This window comes from Shimazuella sp. NTD250 (assembly GCF_059510375.1).
The window spans coordinates 289,673-311,918 of record NZ_JCAJZS010000005.1; the positions used below are offsets into that span (position 1 = coordinate 289,673).

Here is a 22,246-nt window from a genome sequence, read left to right on the forward strand (position 1 = left end):
GTTTATTAGCCAGTGTACTTAAATTATAAATAAAATTCCTATTTTAGTAAGAATCCACCATCTATTGGATAGGAAACACCAGTTATATACTTTGCTTGATTGGAGGTTAAAAAGATAACTAGATCTGCAACATCTCCAGGGGAACCATAATAACCAAACGGGATTAATTGTAATAAACCTTCTCTTGTTAGTTTGGGATCTTCGGGTAATATTTGATTTTCGATAGAACCCATCATTCTTGACTCGATTGGCGCAGCAAGCACACAATTTATACGTATGCCATAGCTAGCACTCTCTAGTGCCGCAGATTTCGCTAAGCCAACAATTGCGTGATTTGTCATTACATAAGGAGTAAAAAATGGATGTCCTCTTTCAGCCAACAAAGCACATACATTAATGATCACTCCAAATTTTTGCCTTTGCATGAGAGAAAGAACATGTTTTAAACAGTGAAAAAATCCAAGAATATTTAACTGATAAACTTCATCCATGTTTTCTTCTTCAAGATGTGTAAGGAGACCTAATGTCCCTTCTGTTCCTGCATTATTTATAAAAACATCAATTTTCCCAAAGTAGTCTTCTGTTTTTTGTATAAAGGCTGCTACTTGTTGACCATCTCTAACATCTGCATTTATTAACAAAGCATTTGTATCGTCTACATCTAAATGCTTTGCTAGTTTATCCAACCCATCTTTGTCTATATCAACTAAAACTAACATTGCTCCTTCTTGGTGAAATTTTTCCGCAAGAACACTTCCAATATCCCCAGCAGCACCAGTAATAACGACAACTTTCTCTTTGAATTCCATATGAAAACCCATAGTAATAACTCCTTTTCAAGATAGATGAATAAATTACTTATTAAACGCACATTGATTAATTTTTAAATAAATAATTCAATTTTTAATTTTATAAATAATCAATACTATTTTATTTGATATAAGTTTAGCACACATTGATTAAATAGTCATAAAATTTATTCTATTTAACTCTTACTATAAAGCATATACATTAATCAAAACTCACCAATTTTAAACTTTGAATATTTTTATTACAATCAAAATTCTTTGTATATCTAAAGATGAAAAGGGGAATCTGGTGAAATTTCAACACGGTTCCGCCACTGTAAGAGGGTTGTCAACCATAAATATCACCACTGATCATCTTGATTTGGAAGGTATATAGCTGATGATGATCCTCAAGTCAGGAGACCTGCCTATTTCGACAACACTGCTACGGGAGATAGGGAGGGTGTTAATGAAGAGGGGAAAATCCCAAAGGTAGTATTAGAAAGACTTGGTCATGCAGAAGTAGGTATAACCTTGAATACTTATAGTCATGTATTGTCAAACATACAAAAAAGTTTAGCAGATAATATTGAAAATGATATTCAAATCGAGAATGCTTCCATCGATAAGAAAGGTAAAATACTTTAGCACAATAAAGGTTACCAAAATGTTACCAAACGAGGTTTTAAACAAAAAGCCAAAAGTCCTTATAAATCAAGGAAAATTGGCTCTCGTTTAGTGAGTGTCGATTATACTTCCATATTAAATATAGGTGTTTCCTTGGGTTTCCTCTGGGTTACATAGGTGCATGAAGTCCGGTGTATCAAGGGTTTGTGTTCACTTGTGTGTATGTAGGAGAGCCCAAGGATTTTTAGTGTGTGGGCAAAATGTGGTCAATTGGGTTAGTTGGTGTACGATATTTCGTTTAGAGTATAAATTATTTTGTAAAAACCTTTAAAATCAATGATCTATTAAGTAGTAATCCTGACCTCTTCTGTGTCAAATAAAGGCGGATGGGTAATTAAAAACAATAAAAGTGAATGGAGCTAGTGTTATCAAGAACTTATGCAATGTTATGTAATAGGGAGAAATGAGTGAAAATATGGTTCGTTTGCATTTATGTTTGCAAAAATATTTCATTTCCCCCTTCATTCAAATTCTTCTTCCTTCCCCTCCATATTTCCAATGTCATTACCTTCAAAATACATCTAAAAAAATTTCTTGCTTTGCGTACTATAGTGATACTTTCAAGGCCTTAAATATCATCCAAAGAGGTATGAAATAAACCCCACTTGAATGTTTCCTGTTTAAAATAGTACTCAATTCTAAATTAGGGATAAACAACAGTTTTCCTTCTACTATAAAAATATCTCTTTTTTAGCAGGATTTATTTCAATTTATCCGAATAAACTAAAAAACGGAGATAACCATAATGGTTAAACATAGAAAATCGGAGGGTAACAACATGGCAAATGAACTTAACGATAAAAAAGATGTGCTGAGTCCAATCAGTTTTGAGGTCATTTACGAAGAAATGAAACAGCATCTACCAAAATTAAATATTCCAAACCATCCACCAACATATGAAAGTATTTACTTCGCTCCAAACCTAATTGAAGTTTGTATAAATATTGTAAGAGCTTTAGCACCAAAAATGTCTAAACAATTTCTCTCAGAACTGCGGTTGGACGACTCCGCTATAAAAAATAATTTCACTACATTGAATTTCAAAAATAAGAAAAGAGAACACCAATCACTGACAGAACTTATGAAATTAATGAAAGAACAGTTACAAAAGGATAGTGTTCATCCAATCAGTAGTCCATTTTACATACTGACTGACGATTCAAAGTCCACTCTTTCCTCCATTTTTAATATTAAAACAAACCAGCGAAACATTAAGTTTGGAAAATTTGCTTATGATCCAAACGAAAGTACAACAAGCATGGGACAACCGATCTTACGATATGATGATGTAAATATTATGTATAAAAGTGATACTTTACTGGATCGATTAAAAGAATCAATGGTTCGTTACATTGAAACAGATACTAACTTACCAGATTGGGAAAAAGAAGACCTAATTGAACAAGTTCGTTCAGAGGCATGTTTGGTTGATTCCATTCAACATTTTATTGAAGAAAATAACTTTGCTACTATCAAACGTTGTGCGAGTTTTTTGTATTTAGATTTTATTCTTGATGGAATAGATGAAAAAGAAGTAAAAAAGAGACCAAAGGCATTTTCGATGCTAAAAAATATAGTAGCACGATATGAGCGCTTTGAGGAAATATGTACAGAGTTTGTACTTCAAGCTGAATATGAACCAATTGAGATATTCGGAATTAAACGTGATTTCCTAAATGCTATTCGTCATGAAAATGTATTTGGATGTTTACCTATCATTGGAGAGCTATCACAAAGGTTAATGGGGACAAAGAGTCATGGGACTAGTGTCGAACGATATGGTATGAGCCTTAAACTAAATGGAGAAGTTCCAGAAACTAAAGAAAAAGCTTTTGAATATCAAGTAAACAAGATTAAAAAGCTGGTTGATCATGGTGGGGAAGAAGATTTTTTTGGATCTATAAAAAAAATGAAAAATCAATTTTGGTATTACACACGGGATGTCGTGGTCTTAAAATACTTTTTACTTTACTTGGATGATGAAAACTACGATCCTATTCCACAACTGAAAAAAGATTTGGAACACATTAGTTCACATAATGGAAGCCCTGTACTAGAAGATGTACATGCTTGGTACAAGGAATTAGCAGAGTCTTTTTATGATACACATGAAAAATCTATAGACCAATTGAAAGAAGATCTGAAGGAGATTGTTAGTCTGTTATTAAGCCAATTAAATCCTTCTATAAACAGATTTGGAGATGAAAAGAGAACAAAACAGTACACACGCTGGATGACATTTTCCAAAACCATTTTACCTGATCAACTACTAAAAGCAGAGCATATCCTACGACATGAGTTAGATACGCATAATTACAAATACACGATTTTAACAAAAGACTTAATGGAAGACAGTCTATTTAGCTTTGAATACAAGATCGAGTTTAGCAATGGATTTTTGTATTCCCGTTCCAGTGAAGAAACTACCTCATTGAAGAATACCATTCATAAAAATGATCAAATATCGACAGTCATGTTTTTACCAATAGATAAAAAAACAATGAAATTTTCTAAGCAAGTAGAAAATTTGTTGGAAAATAATAAAAACCTACAGAAAATAATCATTCCATATATTGAAGATATGTTCACCGATGATTCAAACGCTTTGATTAACCAATTCCTATTTTTATTTGTTTATCAACTCTTTGTCTATTTATTTTTAGTAGCATATTTGGATGAAATAGAAAAAACCAACAAATACTTCTTCCTTGGCTTATGGCATATTCATGTTAATGATAAAGGACATACAAAAATGGGTTCTTTAATTAGACAGTTTTGCAAAGAATTAGAATTTATATTTGGAATGGATCACGCCACTGGGTCACAAGGATTTGTACTTGGAACAAACAACTTTAAAATCAATAATACTAGTTGGTCCATGTACACCAATGTAAGAAAAAAATTTGAACTCCAGTCGCCAATGAATACAGACAAAATTGCAATTGTTACCATTACTTCATTTAAAACGGATACTTGTAAAGATCCTAGAGACAAACAATACCGTACAGGAATATTTGGTGAAGTATATGGTGTCTACAGCCAAGATAATATAAGTCAATTTAAACGTATGCGGACTTTTTTCGATCATCATGATCAAACTGTTTTTAAACAATCACCCGTACTCACAGATATCATGTATCGATTATATGAATCTGGTTTTAAACATGTCTTGTTTGTTGCGAGACCTCCATATACAAGCTCATTTCTCAATAAGAAAAACAACCAAAAAGAATTGTATTTTATGAACGAAGAATTATTACATTCTTTACGTCCAGCAAATGATTTTTATCTGTACCCCATCCACTATCATGTTAAACGAGTGTTTGACTGCCGTAAAAATGTGTCGAAAAAGAATGCACTATATATTGAAGATACTAGTCATATCCAAAAAAATCTTTATGAAAATCACGAGGGACTTGTTCCTATTTTACAGCTTTATAGTGGGAATGCCTTGCCTCAAAAAAATAATCCCACTGTATACAATAGTCTCATTACTTATCAGACATGGAATCAAATCTATCAAGACATCGTGCTCAATACTACCATCCAATCGGGATTGATCGATCCAAAAGGAATAAAATCTGATTTGGTTCGCGCTATACTTTTATTCCACACTGTTCGTTTTGAAGCAGACAAAAAGGATCAGATAACGATCAAGGTAGATCCATATGATCGTTTAATGGGGAATAATGGGGTTGCTAAACGATCCGTAATCGAAATTCCATTTGGAGATAAAACAGTAAAAATAACACGACTTGCTTACCTCTCCTATCTACATAGCAAAGTTTTTGATAAGAAGGAGCAAAATTAAATGAAGAACTATCGATTTGATTACGGATTTGTTTATGAATATGGTTACAATATCGGTATGTTTTCAGGATTGACACAAGAAAAAAAACAAGTCCACCTTAAAGCAGAACAAATACAAGATATCTCTAGTTGGTTAAACCGTACCGACCAAAATATCGCTTCCCTGATTCTGTCATTTTGTCGGAAACATTCATTAACTGATGAAACGGTTATTGAACAAGTACGAAAAAATATTTGGCATATTTTTTTCTTTGCATTCTTTTCAGGTAAACAAACTATTCAAAACTATATAGAATCCCTATCAAAAGAAATTAACTCAAAACCAGAAGTTATTTATTTTCAAATCAACACCAGAGATCCATTAAATCAAAGTCTTTTTCAAAGAGAATCTCATGAAATGATTACTCAGGAAATGATTCGAGCATTTAACTATAACATAACAACAACTGAAATTGATTCTTATCAACAAAAGGGACATTTTTTGAAAGCGGATAGCATTGTTCTATTCAAATCGGAAAGTAGCTACTTTTTATTGATTACAGATAATAGTTTGGATATTCATCACTTGGAAAATATCAACGAGCCATATCAATTACTACACAAATTGTTACAGATTCGTAGTGAAATGGGAGCAAAAACGAAATTTCGACATCTATCTTTAGAAACAGCAGGGTTAGAAAATATCCAATTAGATGAAGTTTTACTTAAATACGCCAGCATGATTAGAGAGAAGACATTATTAAAACTTGTACAGGCTGGTTCTTACACCTATTCCTTTTTAAAATTTATCACAGAAGTGGTACAAAAAAACGAAAAAAATTGTCAGGTTTCCCTTATGGCACAAGTAGATTATGATTATTCCTTAATCAATTTGTCCTTTCCATTTCAAAATTGGCAAGAATCTGAACAAGGTATTCTACTAAAAGAATGTCATAATGCATACCGATCAGATAAGACAAAGCAATCAAAATCTGATCAAAATCATATCTCTCCAACCATAAAAAGATTAATACGATCCAATATTTTACGAAATACACAAATGGACAAAGAAGAATTAAAAACATTCATGGATCACGTAGAAGGAATGCATTCAATAACTGATCACATCACAGGTTTTCAAAATACCGCTGCTAAGTACGATACAGAACGAACTTTTCGAGATACTCATGAAAAAGAGGTAAAAAAAGGACTAGAGAATCCTGAACAAAAAATACTTTTTCTTACTGGTAATCCCGGAATCGGAAAAACGACTACCATCAGTAAAGAACTCAAACAACAAGAACGATTTTTTTTCCTATATACAAGTTGTCGTCGTGCAGTCAACGATGATATTATAAAAAAATTTAGTGAGTGTGATCGCTTATTTGCTCATGATCTAGTAGTATTAAATACTTCTTCCAATGATGAGGAAAAAATCAACGAAAAACCTGTTCGTGTAGTCAACTACCTAACAAACAACCAGAAACTAACTTCAAAAAAGGGAATCACTTATCTAGATATGAAGCGTCATCCCAATTATGAAGGAGAGAAATATCGATTTTATAATGCAGGAGATAATGAATTCAGAGAACTTTATCATACGAGATCAGGGGTATTAAAACGTTTGTGTGAAGGTGTTCGTGAACAGATAGATAATCCAAACATAAAAAAAATAATTGGTACCTTCTCCATTCAAGCATTAAAGCGAACAAAAGGTCAAGGAAGCACAGTGGATCATATTTATCAAATCTTCCCGTTTGTGAGAAAAAGACCAGAAACAGGTATTAGAGTTAGCTCTGAAAGTTTTAATGAGTTTGTGGAAAAGTACCCTATTTGTTGGATTATGATTGATGAAATTACTGGAACGGATGAAGGTGTACATTTATATCAACTATTAAAGAAATTCTTATTTGAAGATATTTATACACAATTAGATGAAACACAGAAAGCAAAATGGAATGTCAAATTGATTGTTGCGGATGCCTCTATTACTAATGAAACAATCATTCATCAAAGTCTTGAATCTAAGGAAGAATTTGACTATCCAAAAGTATATATAACTAACTCAAATAAAAAAATCAAACCTTTGGAAAGCAAAGAAATGAAGATTACTGTTGGAGGAAATACTATCAAAAGTTGGTTTGTAAACGCCAATTCCTATCCAGCTAGTAAATTGAAACTCACTTATCATATTGGTGTGCGAGAAATCCAATTCGATAGCAAATATAATCACAATTCAACCAAAGAACGAATGAAACAAGAAATCGACATCGAAGCAAAACAAAACCAAATGATCATACAAAAAATTCTCTCTCACTTCGAAAAAAAACCGAATGAACAAGTCATCATTTATGTACAAAATATTGATCGAATTGAGAAATTAAAATTAGCATTTATTCAGCATTATGCACAAAAAAACGGACATAAACCGAATGAATATGAACAATACATGACGATAACCGCCCAGCTCACACAAAAAGAAAGAGAAAAGGCATTACGAGTAGCTGAACAAGTACCTTGTGTATTTATGACAAGTTCCGCATCGAGAGGGATCTCCTTTCCAAAAGCCACACGTATTCTAGCTGTTCTCCAAACCTTTCGGATAGAGAGGGAATTAGTAGAGCAAGTCCAATTGTACTATCGAATGAGAGGTGATAAGAATTGGGATCTAGAAAAGAAAGAAATCGAATTTTTTATTGTAGACTCCTATGTTTACTCCAATACCAATAATAAAAGAAAATTCAATCGAGATAAAACTTTGATTCACTTACTTTCCTTTATCAACCTTGTACGCGCTTGCTTCGTTAGCCGGATTTTTGGTCATTCCGAAATTGGAAACCATCTGTTCACCCTAGTTCCTTTAGGAGGAAAAAGTATATCTCCTGTAGAGCAAAGTTTACTCCAAACCATATCAGATGTTTTAAAATTATTACAAAAGGAATTGGCACGAAAAGAACGTTTTCAATTATTACGTGAACTGAGAGAGGAATTAAAAAGAGCGTTTGGAAATATTGAAGTACAGACAAATGAGGAGATTTATCAATCTGGATACGTAGTGGAAAATATATATGAAAGGTTTGTAGATTGTGCAAAAACTAACCTTGCACATTTGCTCTCTTTTCAACCTTTTCAACCTTATTATTTCATGAATGGATTAGTCATATTTCCTATCGAAAAAAAATTTAATCAACGTGTTGCTTTTCCAGTTTCTAGTCGCCAACAGAATTTACAACTGTTAAATAAAATTAAAAAAGCACAAAGAGAAGATCTTTCTGACGATCTTAGAAAAAAATTAAAACGTATTTACGACTTGCTTTCCTCTGAACAAAAACAACAAGGGCAACTAGCAAACACATTTCTCGAACAACTCTTTGGAAAACAACGCTACGTAGCCATTCCTATTTTAGCATTCACAATGGTAGATCAGTTTAAGCAGAAAAACATTCATCAGAACATAGAAGAAAACTATTTGGATGCTCTTTGTGGGTTAGCTCAGTCTTTTACGGATGTATCCTCAGTAACACCTATTACTTCCGAATTTAAAGATATTCCTTTTATTACTTTTCAAAGTGATGCTCTAGAAGAGATATTTGCAAATCGATTTCGTCAAAACCATTTATTCACTTCTACAGAAACAAACATGTTAAACTTGTTATTATTAGGTGAAATGTAAGATATCAAACCATTTATGAAGCTTTCCTCTAAAGGATTAAGCTTCTTTTTTATAAATCGAATAAGTAGACTTTGTAAGATATTTCACCTAGCATCATTGATCAGAAACTAATTCCCATATTCATATGAAAAGGTTGTTGACTTTGACACACCTCGCAATCAACAACCCAAAAAAAATTAGAAGAAGGAGTCAGATTTTTTCCAAACCTAGTGCACGATGATTTTTACTAGCCAATACATCACTACCCTTAATTAATTTGCACTTCATCATATTCGCATCGGCCATCTGAAAGAGATACTCTTTTAAATATAACCCAAAGGTCGTTAGCAGCTCCGCCAAACCTCCATATCGAAAAATCACAATGGAGATTCAAATCGCTAATTTGACGGAGCTTTTTTGTTCTTTGATTCGATTTTCGATTCATTGCTTGCTAATGAAAAATCCAAAACTCAATAACTAAACTCATCCACAAGTACGAGATCAATCACAAACGGGATTTTATCGTAAACTGTATCGTTCTCTTCCTCCTCTAGTACCAAGTAGTACGTCTTACTTCTGTCATAGCGTATACTTCGTAAAACAAACTTTTCCCGATACGTTCGCTTATCTGGCTTTGCTGAACTGCTATCTGCAATAATGATATTTTCGTTTGAAATTCGCTTTCCTTCTTCATCTGCAAAATAAGCTTTCAGATAAAGAGGAATTTTTTTGTCCTCTACTTTTTCCGCTTGGAAAAATTCAAGGTATGTGACACTGTTGGTGATTTTTCTGGATATGCTTGTCAATTGTACTGACACTTTCTTCACATCATTTTTCATCGACTTACTTCGATCATTTCGAAATACGATGACAGGGACAACGATCTCTTGCAACATCGCTCCACCGTGTACATATTGGTCACCACTTCCTTGACGACGGAAACGATTGGTTCCCTTTGGGATGGTGAGAACTTTTCCACTACCTTCTCCCAATATATAATCCAATGAAAAATGTATGGTTCCTTCTATTTTCTCTTGTCGATCGGAGATCACAAATCTTCTTTTGGCAATATCTACGTTGGCTACACTTCCTACCAGTTTATCACTCGCTTTTACAGCATCGCGTTTATAGATAAATCCGTGGTCCGCTGTGATGTAGATATGTGAAGCACTTACATGATTGATCAATTGATTGACCAATTTTCGTAAATCATCAAATGTATCCTCCACTGCATCAAATACTTCTTTTTCTGTTGCAGCATGATCACCGCGAGCGTCAATATTGTTATGGTAAATATATACGATCTTCTTCCCTGTAAATAATTCACGAAATGCTGCACGATTTTTCCCTTCTAGCTCATTGTACGAAATAGCTACAGCATCCTTAGAATACGCTTTTATGATTTGATCACGGTTATTGGTACCAGTTGCTTTGACTCCATCAACCATAACTGCTGCCTTGCTATCGATTGTAATCTGTTTGTATGGAAGCATACTTGCCATTCCTAAATCCGTATAAGACGGTAAGACACCTTGTATGGGGACAATTTCAGTCGATGCTTTTCGTTCTACATTTAGTTGATCACAAAGTTCTTTCGCTGCTTCGTAGCGTAAAGCATCAGAAATAATAACGAATACACGCTCATCATTGGAGTAGTGCGGTCGAATAAAAGTATGAAAAAAGTCCTTTTGTTGATCGATTCCCACCAAACCCCAATGCGGTGTATCTTCTCGTTGCAAAACGTCCGACCATTTGACCGCTAATTCATCCAAATAGCTATGACTATACATACGCTCGACAAGCTGTTTTAACGCATGTAGCATGTCTTGTTCTTCCGCCCGATCATAAGCTACATAAAACTTTCGATATGCTTTGTCGATATACGCATACTTATCTACATACCGTTGAAATAGCTCATGTTCAGACTGTGGAAATATTTCCTTCTCCATCGTATTTACGAACCGCAAGAGAACAATCGCCCAATACAAAGCTTCATACTCTACTTGATACTGCCTGTACCAGTGCAATGTTCTTCGACTATTAATCACATAAAGATAATTATCGTAATCCTTCATCTCATGCACGAGTTGATCGGCTATTTTTGCAATAATGTTCTGATCAAAAATGCGAAAAGTATCACACCGGCGATATTTTTCAATCTCCCATTCCTTCACTTTCTCCCTTACTTGCAACGTTTTTTCTAGTTGGTCTGCCAATTGGTCATATGTATTCATATCTAGCGTATGATTCATAAATTGATCCATCCAGACAATCCCATTGGTAGAGCGACTAGAAACATAGCATTTCCAGGGTTTAGGCAACTCTTCATCTGTTGTTTCATGCAAATGTGTAATCAGGAAAAAGCGTAACAATTGTTCCAAAGATGGATCTGAGAAATGAAAAGCATATACTTTCTCTACCAGTTCCCAAAACACTTCTGGATCGCCAAATTTCTCAATTGCCTGCCAATACTTATTCTTTGGCTGAAGATATTCGCGAAACAATGCCTTAAGCACTTCATCGAGGCTACAAACCGTGCATTTACATAGAGCTGCAAGCACTGCGGTATGAATCTTCTCCTCTGTGAACGATTCGATCTTATACGCCGCAAACGCAGCATACCGTTCTTTATTACGAAAAAAAGGTCCATACTTTTGGAAAATCGGACGCAGTGCAGGATCTGTGACTCCAAACTCACGCATTATCATCGTGGTTTTGTCCGTCGTAAACTCCATACTGTAATGAAAAATATCGCGCAAACCATCTTCACGGGCAGATGGCTTTGACATGGGACAATATAGTAAAAAATGCGAGGTCTGATCCACTTTTTCGATTTCATATTTTGTTGCAAAGTAATGATTTGGGGTAACCGTTAGTATTCTGACATTTGTTAATTGCAAAGCAGCAACATCATCGACAAATTCGGCTAATTCATCGTACCAAAAGACAATATGCCGTTGCTCTCCCTCAGCCAATGGTTTGGCAAACATCGCTTGTAAATTTTGTTGTATCGTCTGTTTGTTCATACACACCCAACTCTCTATCATACAAGGGATGGGCGAATCGTCATTCGCCCCTACATGTTAGTTTAATTTTGCTAACAAATTCGCTGCAACCGACGTTTTTCCCTCTCCTTGTGGCATTTCTATTTGCTGGAATTTCGCATGATTGACTTTGACTCCATCGTCTAAGTTGATATTCATTTTTTGATTTGCCACATGGGCGATTACTTGGTCATATTGGATACATTCGCGAAGCTGCTTTTCAAGTTTCTCTTTCTTTTTCTTTGCTGCTGATTTTTCCTTTGTCGAAGCAGTATCTGATGTAAGTATAAACACTTGTCGCTCGATTTCCGCCTCGTATTTGCGCTGTAGCAAATGAAGATAATCGATCCGCACTCGAGCTACAGTTCCGATATCGTAACGGTGCATATAGATGAGCGCCTTAAACCCATCTTGCTTTCCACCATCAAATAGCCAGTAAATAGGGCGTTTTTGATACATTTTCAGATGATCTTTGTAAAACTCTTTCAGAAAATACCGACGGATCGTCTGCCGTGCCGTTTCATTAGCCTTTGGCTTTAAGCCACTGGCAAGAAACTCAAGATTCTCCTCAATCGTCGTTTCGCCAAACGTCACTTTTACAAAGCGAATCAAGCGACTAACGATATCATCTTCAAAGTATACATCATCCGTAATTGGGATGACATTATCGATATCAACAGGAAATATTTGGTACTGAGTTGCATCGAATTCTCCTCCTGCAAATGCCAAACCCGCTTGATCTAGCGAATACCGTCCCAACATACATCCAACTGCATACGACAGGAACGACTTGATATCTCGCTCTTTATCTGCTTTGCGGATCGTCACATCTTTATCATCTACTTCTGGTGTCAGTTCATCTTGCAATCCATAGAGATCGATAAAGATGCGATTTAACTCTTCCTCGTTTGCTTTTAGCTGGGCAAATTGCTGTTCGGTGAACTGTGACCAATTAGCATAAGCTTCTGCAATCGTAGTCGAGCCTTGTTGATGTGTGAGGAAGGGATGACTTTCAAAATCCCATGATGTTTCAAATGAGTCCCAGTCGGTTTTAGAGATGGTGATGCATTTATTAACTATCATCTCGACTTTGTTATCATCTAAAAAAATGATAGGAAGCTCCGCTATATCTCCAACTTTATAATCCATCGTCGCTGCGGTAATATCTAAAATCAATTGTGACACATGGCTATTCAAAAATCCCAAAAAATACTTCAATGATCCACTTTGAACGTACAAAGTAGGACCTTTTGAATCTGATAACCTCCCCGCCTCAGAAATTCTACAGCTAAAAGCATTGGAGGTTAACGCAGACCATGTAATTCCCTTGTGAAAAATGTAATCCAAATTATAGTTATGTGATCTTATTCGTCCTGTACGCTCATCTTTATAATTTCTTATTTCTTCTCCATCATTAAACCAATTTACTATTAATTCATTATTTCCAAACCATTTTCTAAATGATCCTCCCTTGTTATATGGAAACCATTTCTTCTTACTTTGTTTTGCAACTATTCTATCTAGAAAATCAAATCCAATCTTTCCAATCTCGGTTTCATACCAATACCTTAAAAAGTAATCATTGTTAGCTGTTGCCATACCTTCTCTTGCATCTCCGAAATTCTCTATACGATCACTCTCAGTGTAGATATCCCCGATTCTCTCACTCGCCCAATAAGCAATTGGATTCCCTGGAATTTTGAAATAATCTTCTTGCTTTCTTTCCGAAAATCGAAGCTTATCATTAAAAAACTGCTTTTCTTTTTCATATCTTCTTGAATCATAAAAATCAACCAGCCGAACGTTTGTAGATTTAAACGATGGTACTAGCTTATTTCTCACTACAAAACCAACTGTTTGTACTACTTTACCAATGATATTTTCAAATCCTTCCATCCCCAGATGAACTAAATTATCTATTGTATGTTTTTTTAGTAACTGTTCCCTAAAGTTCTCATATGATCCAAGAAACATCCATGAATGCATGGTAACCATCGATGTAAATCCATTTTCCTTGACGAATGAAAAGCATTTTTCCATAAAAACCGTACTCATATCGCTTTTCGTATCTGGATAGTTCTTTTTCAAATAACCCGCCAACTTCGCATTCATCCCCTTACTCCCCATATATGGCGGGTTGGTGATGACGACATCATATTGCTGAGTCATTAGCTGCGCCTGTTTTACAAGTGCAGGAACAATTTCTAAAATGTGCTCCAAATAGTTCAGTTCAAATATACCGTTTGATTGTTGTTTGATGTCTTCTAGTCTGTGTTTCCATGCCTCTACATCAATCGAATCAACACGAAGGATAGAACCATATTCTTTGGCATTTTCAAAGGTATTAAACAGATGGTTAATTTCTGATGAATACCCTGCATTTTTCGCAAAGAAATCGATTGCTTCTGGACTTAATCCGTTGCTTTCTTGAATTGCACATACATTCGGTTCCACATGACGTTGGAAGAAACGGCGATCATAGCTTCGAGCCTTCATCATCAAAGCAAAATAAGCAAGTTGAGCGGCACGATCGTCGATGTCTAAGCCATAGAGATTTTTTTCTAAGATCAGTTGAGAAATCTCCCGTAAAGCATAACCGGCAGAAGTATACATGTCATAAAGCACATCAAACGCATAAACGAGAATATGTCCTGAACCCATACAGGGATCTAACACTTTGATCTCCTCAAGATGGATGTCTTTTTCCCTTATCTGTGCCAACTGTGCCTCGACCACTGACTCTTGTTCCGCTTCCGGTAAGTAGTACTTCCATTTTTGATGTAAGTCTTCATCAGGGTGAGATTCGAGCCAAAACCGTCCTAATGAATTTTCCACCATATACTGTACAATCCATTTTGGCGTAAACAACTGTGTGGCTGCGGGGATATTTTCTTTGCTGATTTTTTGGTTTTGCTTTAACTTGGCGAACACTTCATCTTTCTTTTCAGATATGTAGTATTGATACAGCCAACCAATAATCTCAACTTGCTCTTGCCAATCTTTTTCATCGATCATGGTCACAAGATCACGAATCACTGAGCCTTCTTGTAGTAAATTATCTGGTAACAATAGTTCCGTATAATCTTCGATTGGCTCAAACATACGTGGCAAAATGTCGTTTAGTTGATTGCACTGTTTGATCAAGATGTATTGGTATAACCTTTCTGTCTGTCTTTCATCTTGTAGTTGATAGACAACATTGTGATCGAGATCCAAATCAACTTGCAGTACTGCTCGCAATATATCTGGCTCTGGATTGGTTTTATCTTCCGAAGACAGTACACGTACACCTACAGGTAAATAGTCATTCACTTCCATAAAACGAAGCGCAATAAAGCGGTTAAACCATGTATACGCGACTTCTTCCATCACTTCGTCATAACCTCTGGAGAGAATGCGAACAACGAGCTTTTCACGCTGTTTCCAGCGATCAGCGGAGAAAGTAAGCTGATCGATGCGAAACCCATCTTCGAATCGATCAGCTTCTTTCACTTCCTTAGACGTAATTCCTAGTGCATATGCTTTCTGCTGAACAGCTGCTAGTAATTTGACTCTTGCACTAACGGCAAAATTTTTGATTGCTGATTTATTCATACTTTCCCCCATTAAATCAATCGAATAATCGTATTTTCTTTGAGTTTCTGTTTTAGTTTTGTTTCCATCTCTGCTAAGAAATTTGCGATATCAATTTCTGTTTCGATTGATTTTGTCCCGTTTACTATATTTGCAAGGCTGATATTGACGATCACTTTCGTTGGAATTGATGTTCTAGTCTCAGCCACTCGTGCAGGCTCTTTTGATTTCACTCGTTGCTCGACATCAAGGCGAATACTTTCAAATAAGCGCAGTTTGATGCGATCGCTCTCTTCCTTCATCGAGATAACCTCGGCAAAATCGTTGGCACATTCCAAACGATGGAGCAATGCATCAAATCGCTGTTTGACGATTTGTATCCATTTATCTTCGTCGCCATGTCGCTCGACTTCTACCAATACAGTTTCATAATCACGTTCGATCACTTCTTTTACTGGTTTACATTCTACTTCAAGTAGCTCGCCAAATGTTTGGACAAACTGCTCGATAAGTTCTGGAAGTTTATAGATGTTCGTATAGGGTGCGGACTGAGAAACAATCTGTCGGATTTTTTCGATGATCTCTGTCACCCCACTATGCAAAACATAGGTTTCATTTTTCGTATACAAGCCTAGTTTCTCCACTGCTTGATCAAAAATCTTCTTTTGCTTCGTACCTGTATCCTCACTAAAAAAAGCTTTAACCGCTTCAACATCTTCCACATAATCAAGTAATTTATCTTTACATCTCAATGCTTGTTTGTAAAATGCAGCTGTATCGGTAGGTGGAATAAGTTGCTCCATTACCGTTATACCATCAAGCAATACTTGTTTGCCTGGATAACTGCGATATTTGTAGTGCTCCAAAAGTTTTTCTAGTTGTACCTTCTCCGCCTTAAGTCGACCGATAAATTCACCCATCAACCCATCTTCATCGGTTTTAACATATTTTTTGTGAAACATTTCTTGCAATAACTGTTTTACATTTTGCAATTCTCTTTCGGAAACTTTTTCTCGCTCTTTGATGATAACGCGATCAACATAGTTTCTTTTGGTCAAATAGTTGATCAGTTCATGATTCGATAGGGATAAGTATTCACTATTTAACTGTAATTTGATTGCCTGTCTGCGAAATAGCTCAATCAAAAGAGATGTAATATCAAGCGCTTTCCAACCAAATGGTCGCTTTGAAAACTCTGCTGTAATGCTCTTAACCGTAATTTGGATTCTCCGTTGGTTCATCTGTTGAATGTAATGTAAGATTTCTTTGATGGCCAGATGATTGGGATGCCCTTCATCCGTAAGCATTAACTGCTCAGTATCCTTCGTTAACAATTCATGTAACTGCTTAACTGAATCGATAAATGTTTTCATGTAATTAATTTTGGTGTACTGCAACTCTACTAATGATTTCAGTCCTGCATGGAGTACTTCGTTTGCTTTCTTTGCTCGAATCGTCAGTTGCTGTCCATGAACATATACTTCCGCCTCTTGAAGTGCTGCTTCAAGCTGTACTTTGATTCGTTCTTTCCGCTTTGTTCCTTCCGTACTTTTCTTTCGCTTAATATCTGCGATTGCCTCCGAAACGGCTTTTCCATCACTGAGACTCAAATAAGACTTGATCTTTAGCACTTTTTCCATTTCTTCCAAATACGATGTGTCATTAGGAAGTTTCACGATTACAGTAGGCTCATTACCCGACTGTAATTTTAAACGAGCTGGATTTGGATCTTCGACACCATCATAGTAGGGCGTGATAACGCTTAGTCCTAGCTCATGTCCTTGTGAACCTCTCGATCGCTCATCAATCTTTGTATGGAAAGAAAAATCGTAATATTTTGTATATCGAAACTTTTTATCTGGATAAATTGACTCAAAAAGAACATCACCAATTTCTTTAACCACTTCACTAGTATCAATCTGAATATTTTTGATCTCTCGATTGACATCTTGTTCATCATTAGTCAAAAAGTCATACTCATCCCCATTTTTTTGAATCAATGTTTCCCGTATTAAGCGCTCTAGCGATACAGTCAATTGCTTTTTACGGACAATTTTATCTTCATCGATATGAGTCGCCATCAATGTTGCGATGTTTTCCAGATTCGCGGGGATCACTTTGTTTACATACTTTATCAAAAAAAGAAGCTTCAGCACCTCGACATCTTCGGTAGTCAATCTTGAATTGTCACTTGCCTGAATAATCACTGTACGAATACTATGCTCTAAAGACGATGCGATCGTTTCATAAAAAGCAGAAAAAGGTACAAGCGAGCCGATTTCTTCTTCTGCATATTGGATTGCTGATTCTTGAAAAGCGCCAAGGAGCGAACGTTCTCCTTCTGCAAGATGCTTTCCCGAAGCACCATGCATCCGAACTGCCGCAAATACTTTTTGTAATAGATTGAACTGATAGGGGATAAATGGATAAACATCAGCAAAATCCTCGGCACTTTCATAAGTTTTCATCTCTGCATTTCCTGAGAATGTAATCAAGTTTTTTAAAATCGAACTTTTGTCTTGATAAACGAGTTGCAACGTTTTCTGGGCAGTTTCTTTCTTATGTAAGATCCGCTTTTTAATGACTTCATCGACATTTGCACTCGACAAACTCAGTTTTGTATTGAACCTTCCAATAATTTTAGAAAAATCATCACCTCTTACTTTCGTCACAGAGTCGATATCTTGCTGACTCGTGACAATCACCCAAGCTTTGCCCCCACACTGTGTCCCAAGATCTTCTACTAATGTCTGTAAACCAAGCATCAATTGAGAGTTGCTACCGATGTACTGTCCAATTTCATCGACGAGAAATAATACATGATGATTAGATCCTTTTGCCTCTAGATACTCTCTCACTTTTTGTGTAAAACGTTCGATACTCAATGAATAATTTTTTTCGCCATTGTGATACCAATTACGCGCTGCTTCTTCGCTCATTTTCGTTGTCTTCGCTAGTGCTTCCACGATAGCATCTTCTTCATAGTAGAAGTCTTCTCTTGCATCTAACCAATCGTTTCCCGATATACGTGCAAACTCATCTTTAAACGCGTCATAACATCCATCTTTCTGCATTTGCCGCTCTAGCTCTGCAAGCCAAGGGATCGATCCACAAAAACCTTGCATTTCATTGAATACTTTATTAAAAACTTTTACAATTGCATCTTTTTGCGTTTTCGAATCGGCATCACTTTTCGAGTCAATGTTAAATAAAATCACGTCCGTTGTAACGTTATTTACTTGCTTCATATTTTCTAAAGTAGTATGATTTTTAATTTTGTTAGAAAAAAAAGAAAATGCATTCAGTCCCTCTATTTGCTTATTTTCCAAAATATAAGACAATATTTTTAAAAAATGTGATTTACCTGATCCAAAAAAACCAGAAATCCAAACACCCATCTTATCCGTATGGCCAATGATCCCTTTCTTATAGGCTGAAAAAAATGCTTCCATGTGTTCTGCTAACTCATTGGTCACAACGTACTCATCTAATTCTTGATAAATATTTTCCTCATCGGCTTGTCCTACCTTAATAACACCCTTAATATCACGATGAATTGATTTCGCAAACATATCTTGTAGCTTCATACTATTTCTTTCTCCCCTATAACATTATTCCACTAACCGAAAAGCTCGGTAGTAATGATCATCTTTAATTTCATTAAACAACACTAGTGTCTGACCATCGTACGAACCTGGAAAAAACATCAAAACCGGGACTTGATCAATAACACTATGTAAATTATTTAGGATTGTATGGGACCGGATAATCGGGTAAGCCTTACCGATGCCTGTCAAAAATACGATATCATTCTCTTCCACAGTCTCTCGGATACACTGAATAACAAGGTCGTTATTTAACGTTAGACGTAATGCTTTTTTCGTCGCATTGAAAACATATTCACTTCCCTTTTTTTCTTCCATTTGTATATTTTTCTGTAAAAAACCTTTGGAACAAAGTATTTCGATGATGATCTCATACAAATCAAATTCTCGTATATGTTTACTTGAACCTGATGTATTGATTTTTTGTTTCATAAATTCAATATGTTCTCGAACAAGTAACTCATGTTCAGCCTCATAATCGAATATGTAATAGCCAATCTCATTTCCTAATCCTTTATTTTGTAGAAACGATGGATCGGTGATTTTTGGTAAAATTTGATCAAGTCGTTGCGATATCGTTTGCGATTTCAATGGCTATACAACCCCTAACATATTCAAATAGACCGCTTCATCTTTTTTCTTCATATGCTGTAGAATATCCTGCTCGACAAAAAGCTTCGAAATCTCCCTATCCCCTTTTTGATTTTTAAGTAAACTAGCTTCAAACAAAATACGAATATACACTTGTTTGAGTTTGTAAAAAGTATAATCAGTCCAGGACGCAACTCTCTCACTTTGCTCCCTTTTCCGTTGAAAAAACAAGCTAAAATCCGCATCTGTAAGATGTGTTGCTCCAAGTATCTGTTTTTCGCGCAATACTTCGTGTATAAACTCAAAAAATAAACGATCAGTTTTCATAATCGAATATAGAACAATCCATTTTCCTGTTTCCACATCTGCATTCACCAATCGCTCTATCAAATAATCATCCAATATCTGAAGACGACTCATAACGATTGCAGCAACTTCCCTTTTACGCTCTTCTGTATTTACTTGAAATATATTTTCCTGAATAACCTTTTCTCTGATCTCAAAGGCTTTCAATCCTTGATAAATAAGAGATGCAGCCTTTTTTGATTCTAAAAAAAGAAATGGTCTAGATTTAATAGTTGATCTATATTCTTGATTTAATGGCATAAATATACATTCCCTTGGTCCGAAATTTAGTTACACCGATTATAACATACATGAGAAACCTACAGTTAACTCTGTGGATTCATCTCGTTATTAACTACTAGGAGAATTTTCCCGACTTGGGTCAGACAAAAATATTGGCTTTTTTGTACATCGTTTCTATAGCGCTATCCTCTTTTGTAATCAAACTAAGATCAAAAACAATTCAGGGAAACCAAAACATCCCCACCCCAAAACAAAGAGCCGAATCCCCTTGGTTTCAAGGGATATTGGCTCTTGATTAGTACGTGCCGATTCCATTTTTATTGAGGATTTAATCCTTTATATTACCCAAACAACAATCTTTGATTTTACCAACAGCATATCGTGAAGGCTTGCTCTTATCATAATGTCGTGAAAATTACTTTAATGATCAAAAAGTGTGTTACCACAAATTTATCCATTTTATTGTAGCTGCTCTTGTAAAGTTAGTACCTTTTTTACATGCAACTATTTCCCGATATATCGCTCTGTATGATACTGTTTTACAAACAAACTTTTCTCCATTCGTCAGAGGTACCCTCCATTTTAAATTCTGATACCCCTGTTAAATCGGTTATCCTGATTCGATTTTCGCTGAAAAAATCGTTTCTATCGTTTGAACAAAATGGATGATTGAATAGATTAAGTTTTTCTCTCCCTCATTTTACCCACTCCTCTATATTAACATTTCTTCCATATCTCGATTCCAATACTTCCGCCATAAACCTGGGAATAGGAAATGAATGCATGATGTTAATCACTTGATCTAACGCAACCGGAATGGATATGGTTCCACACCACTACTGTCCTTTCTTATTGCACTATAAAACAATTACAGTAATGTATGGACAGTGACTGATTTCTAATGTTGATGTATAAAAAGATTTGATTCTTTCTTAATCGCCTTCATTTTCATCTTCCCACCAATTGGAAAAGTAAACATAGGATTGGTATGACCAAAGTCTACATTTGCAAGTATGGGTAAACCTCTTAACTCTTTCTTAGAATCTATTATTTTTTGCAAGAGCTCGTCTGTTACTCCACTCTTGCGTTGAAATCTTCCAATAAGGATACCTTTTACACCTTCAAAACCAGGTTGATGGATAAGAGATTGCAGATTTCGATCAAAATTGGCAGGGAAGCTTAGATAGTCGTCTTCTAAAAAAAGGATGCTATTTTCTAAAGACGGCATATACTCCGTTCCTTGAAGTAGGTTTAAGGTGCATAGATTTCCTCCTATGCTTACTCCTTCTGCTTCTCCTTCTTGAATAACAATCCAACCTCTATTCACATGAAAGATTCTATTTTCTTGATCCAAATACCATGCATCATCACTCCAATGTGTTGATGAGTTTACGTTAAATGAATCTTCCATCATAAGACACTTTTGAAAATAATCAACGGTATATTCAACACCTTTTTTCATCCCAAATGTAGAAAAGTGCGGACCAGAATAAGTAACAAGACCTGTTTTTGCATAGATCGCATTGGCAAGAGCAGTGATATCTGAGTATCCCACAAGCACCTTTGGATTTTGCTTTATCAGTTGGTAATCCAAATATTTTAATAATTGATTGCAGTTATGTCCTCCGATTGTAGTGAGTATGATATCCACACTTTTATCAGCAAAAGCATCATGAAGATCCTCGATCCTCTCCTCTATAGAAGAGGAACCAAAATAATCCATTACAGATGCATGCTGTGATATCGTAACGGTAAATCCTAGATTTCTCAATCTTTGCAGTGCGATATCTACCGTTTCTTCCAATAAAATAGAAAAGCTTTTGGATGGAGAAACAACTCGGATATGATCTCCCACTTGAATTTTTTTAGGGAATAGCATGATCAAACAACCCTTCCTTTTTAATATCAATGCTATTAAGTCTATCTCTA

General features: G+C 35.5%; 10 protein-coding genes and 1 riboswitch. Of the genes, 2 read left to right on the forward strand and 8 right to left on the reverse strand.

Going from position 1 to position 22,246, the window contains the following annotated elements; translation table 11 throughout:
• Positions 1-38: 38 nt before the first annotated feature.
• On the reverse strand, positions 39-821 hold the full coding sequence (locus AC5WOF_RS14770; protein ID WP_496050709.1) for an SDR family NAD(P)-dependent oxidoreductase: 783 nt from the start codon (positions 819-821) through the stop codon (positions 39-41).
• Between the two features lie 222 nt (positions 822-1,043).
• Positions 1,044-1,234: riboswitch (cobalamin riboswitch) on the forward strand.
• Between the two features lie 1,019 nt (positions 1,235-2,253).
• Between AC5WOF_RS14770 and AC5WOF_RS14775 the strand changes: the two genes are divergently transcribed.
• Complete coding sequence (locus AC5WOF_RS14775; protein WP_496050710.1) at positions 2,254-5,286, forward strand: hypothetical protein; 3,033 nt, start codon at positions 2,254-2,256, stop codon at positions 5,284-5,286.
• Positions 5,287-8,937 carry a helicase-related protein gene (locus AC5WOF_RS14780; protein ID WP_496050711.1) on the forward strand — a complete coding sequence of 1,217 codons (3,651 nt, stop codon included), beginning with the start codon at positions 5,287-5,289 and terminating at the stop codon, positions 8,935-8,937. It begins immediately after the preceding gene.
• A 189-nt stretch (positions 8,938-9,126) separates the two neighbouring features.
• On the opposite strand, the gene AC5WOF_RS14785 is transcribed toward AC5WOF_RS14780, so the two are convergent.
• The 7 genes from AC5WOF_RS14785 to AC5WOF_RS14815 form a co-directional block, all read right to left on the reverse strand.
• Positions 9,127-9,276 carry a hypothetical protein gene (locus AC5WOF_RS14785; RefSeq protein WP_496050712.1) on the reverse strand — a complete coding sequence of 50 codons (150 nt, stop codon included), beginning with the start codon at positions 9,274-9,276 and terminating at the stop codon, positions 9,127-9,129.
• 110 nt (positions 9,277-9,386) lie between these two features.
• A complete protein-coding gene (pglZ, locus tag AC5WOF_RS14790; RefSeq protein ID WP_496050713.1) occupies positions 9,387-11,942 on the reverse strand; it encodes a BREX-1 system phosphatase PglZ type A in 2,556 nt (851 codons plus the stop codon).
• Between the two features lie 57 nt (positions 11,943-11,999).
• Positions 12,000-15,554, reverse strand: a complete 3,555-nt coding sequence (pglX, locus tag AC5WOF_RS14795; RefSeq protein ID WP_496050714.1) for a BREX-1 system adenine-specific DNA-methyltransferase PglX — start codon at positions 15,552-15,554, stop codon at positions 12,000-12,002.
• 11 nt (positions 15,555-15,565) lie between these two features.
• The gene (gene brxC / locus AC5WOF_RS14800; RefSeq protein ID WP_496050715.1) at positions 15,566-19,120 is read right to left on the reverse strand and encodes a BREX system P-loop protein BrxC; all 3,555 of its coding nucleotides are present in this window, start codon (positions 19,118-19,120) and stop codon (positions 15,566-15,568) included.
• Positions 19,121-19,144: 24 nt separating this feature from the next.
• Entirely contained in the window at positions 19,145-19,729 is a 585-nt protein-coding gene (locus AC5WOF_RS14805; protein WP_496050716.1) for a DUF1788 domain-containing protein, read from the reverse strand.
• Between the two features lie 3 nt (positions 19,730-19,732).
• Entirely contained in the window at positions 19,733-20,335 is a 603-nt protein-coding gene (locus AC5WOF_RS14810; protein ID WP_496050717.1) for a DUF1819 family protein, read from the reverse strand.
• Between the two features lie 880 nt (positions 20,336-21,215).
• Positions 21,216-22,196, reverse strand: coding sequence for a S66 family peptidase (locus tag AC5WOF_RS14815; protein ID WP_496050718.1), 981 nt, complete (start codon positions 22,194-22,196; stop codon positions 21,216-21,218).
• Between the last annotated feature and the right edge of the window lie 50 nt (positions 22,197-22,246).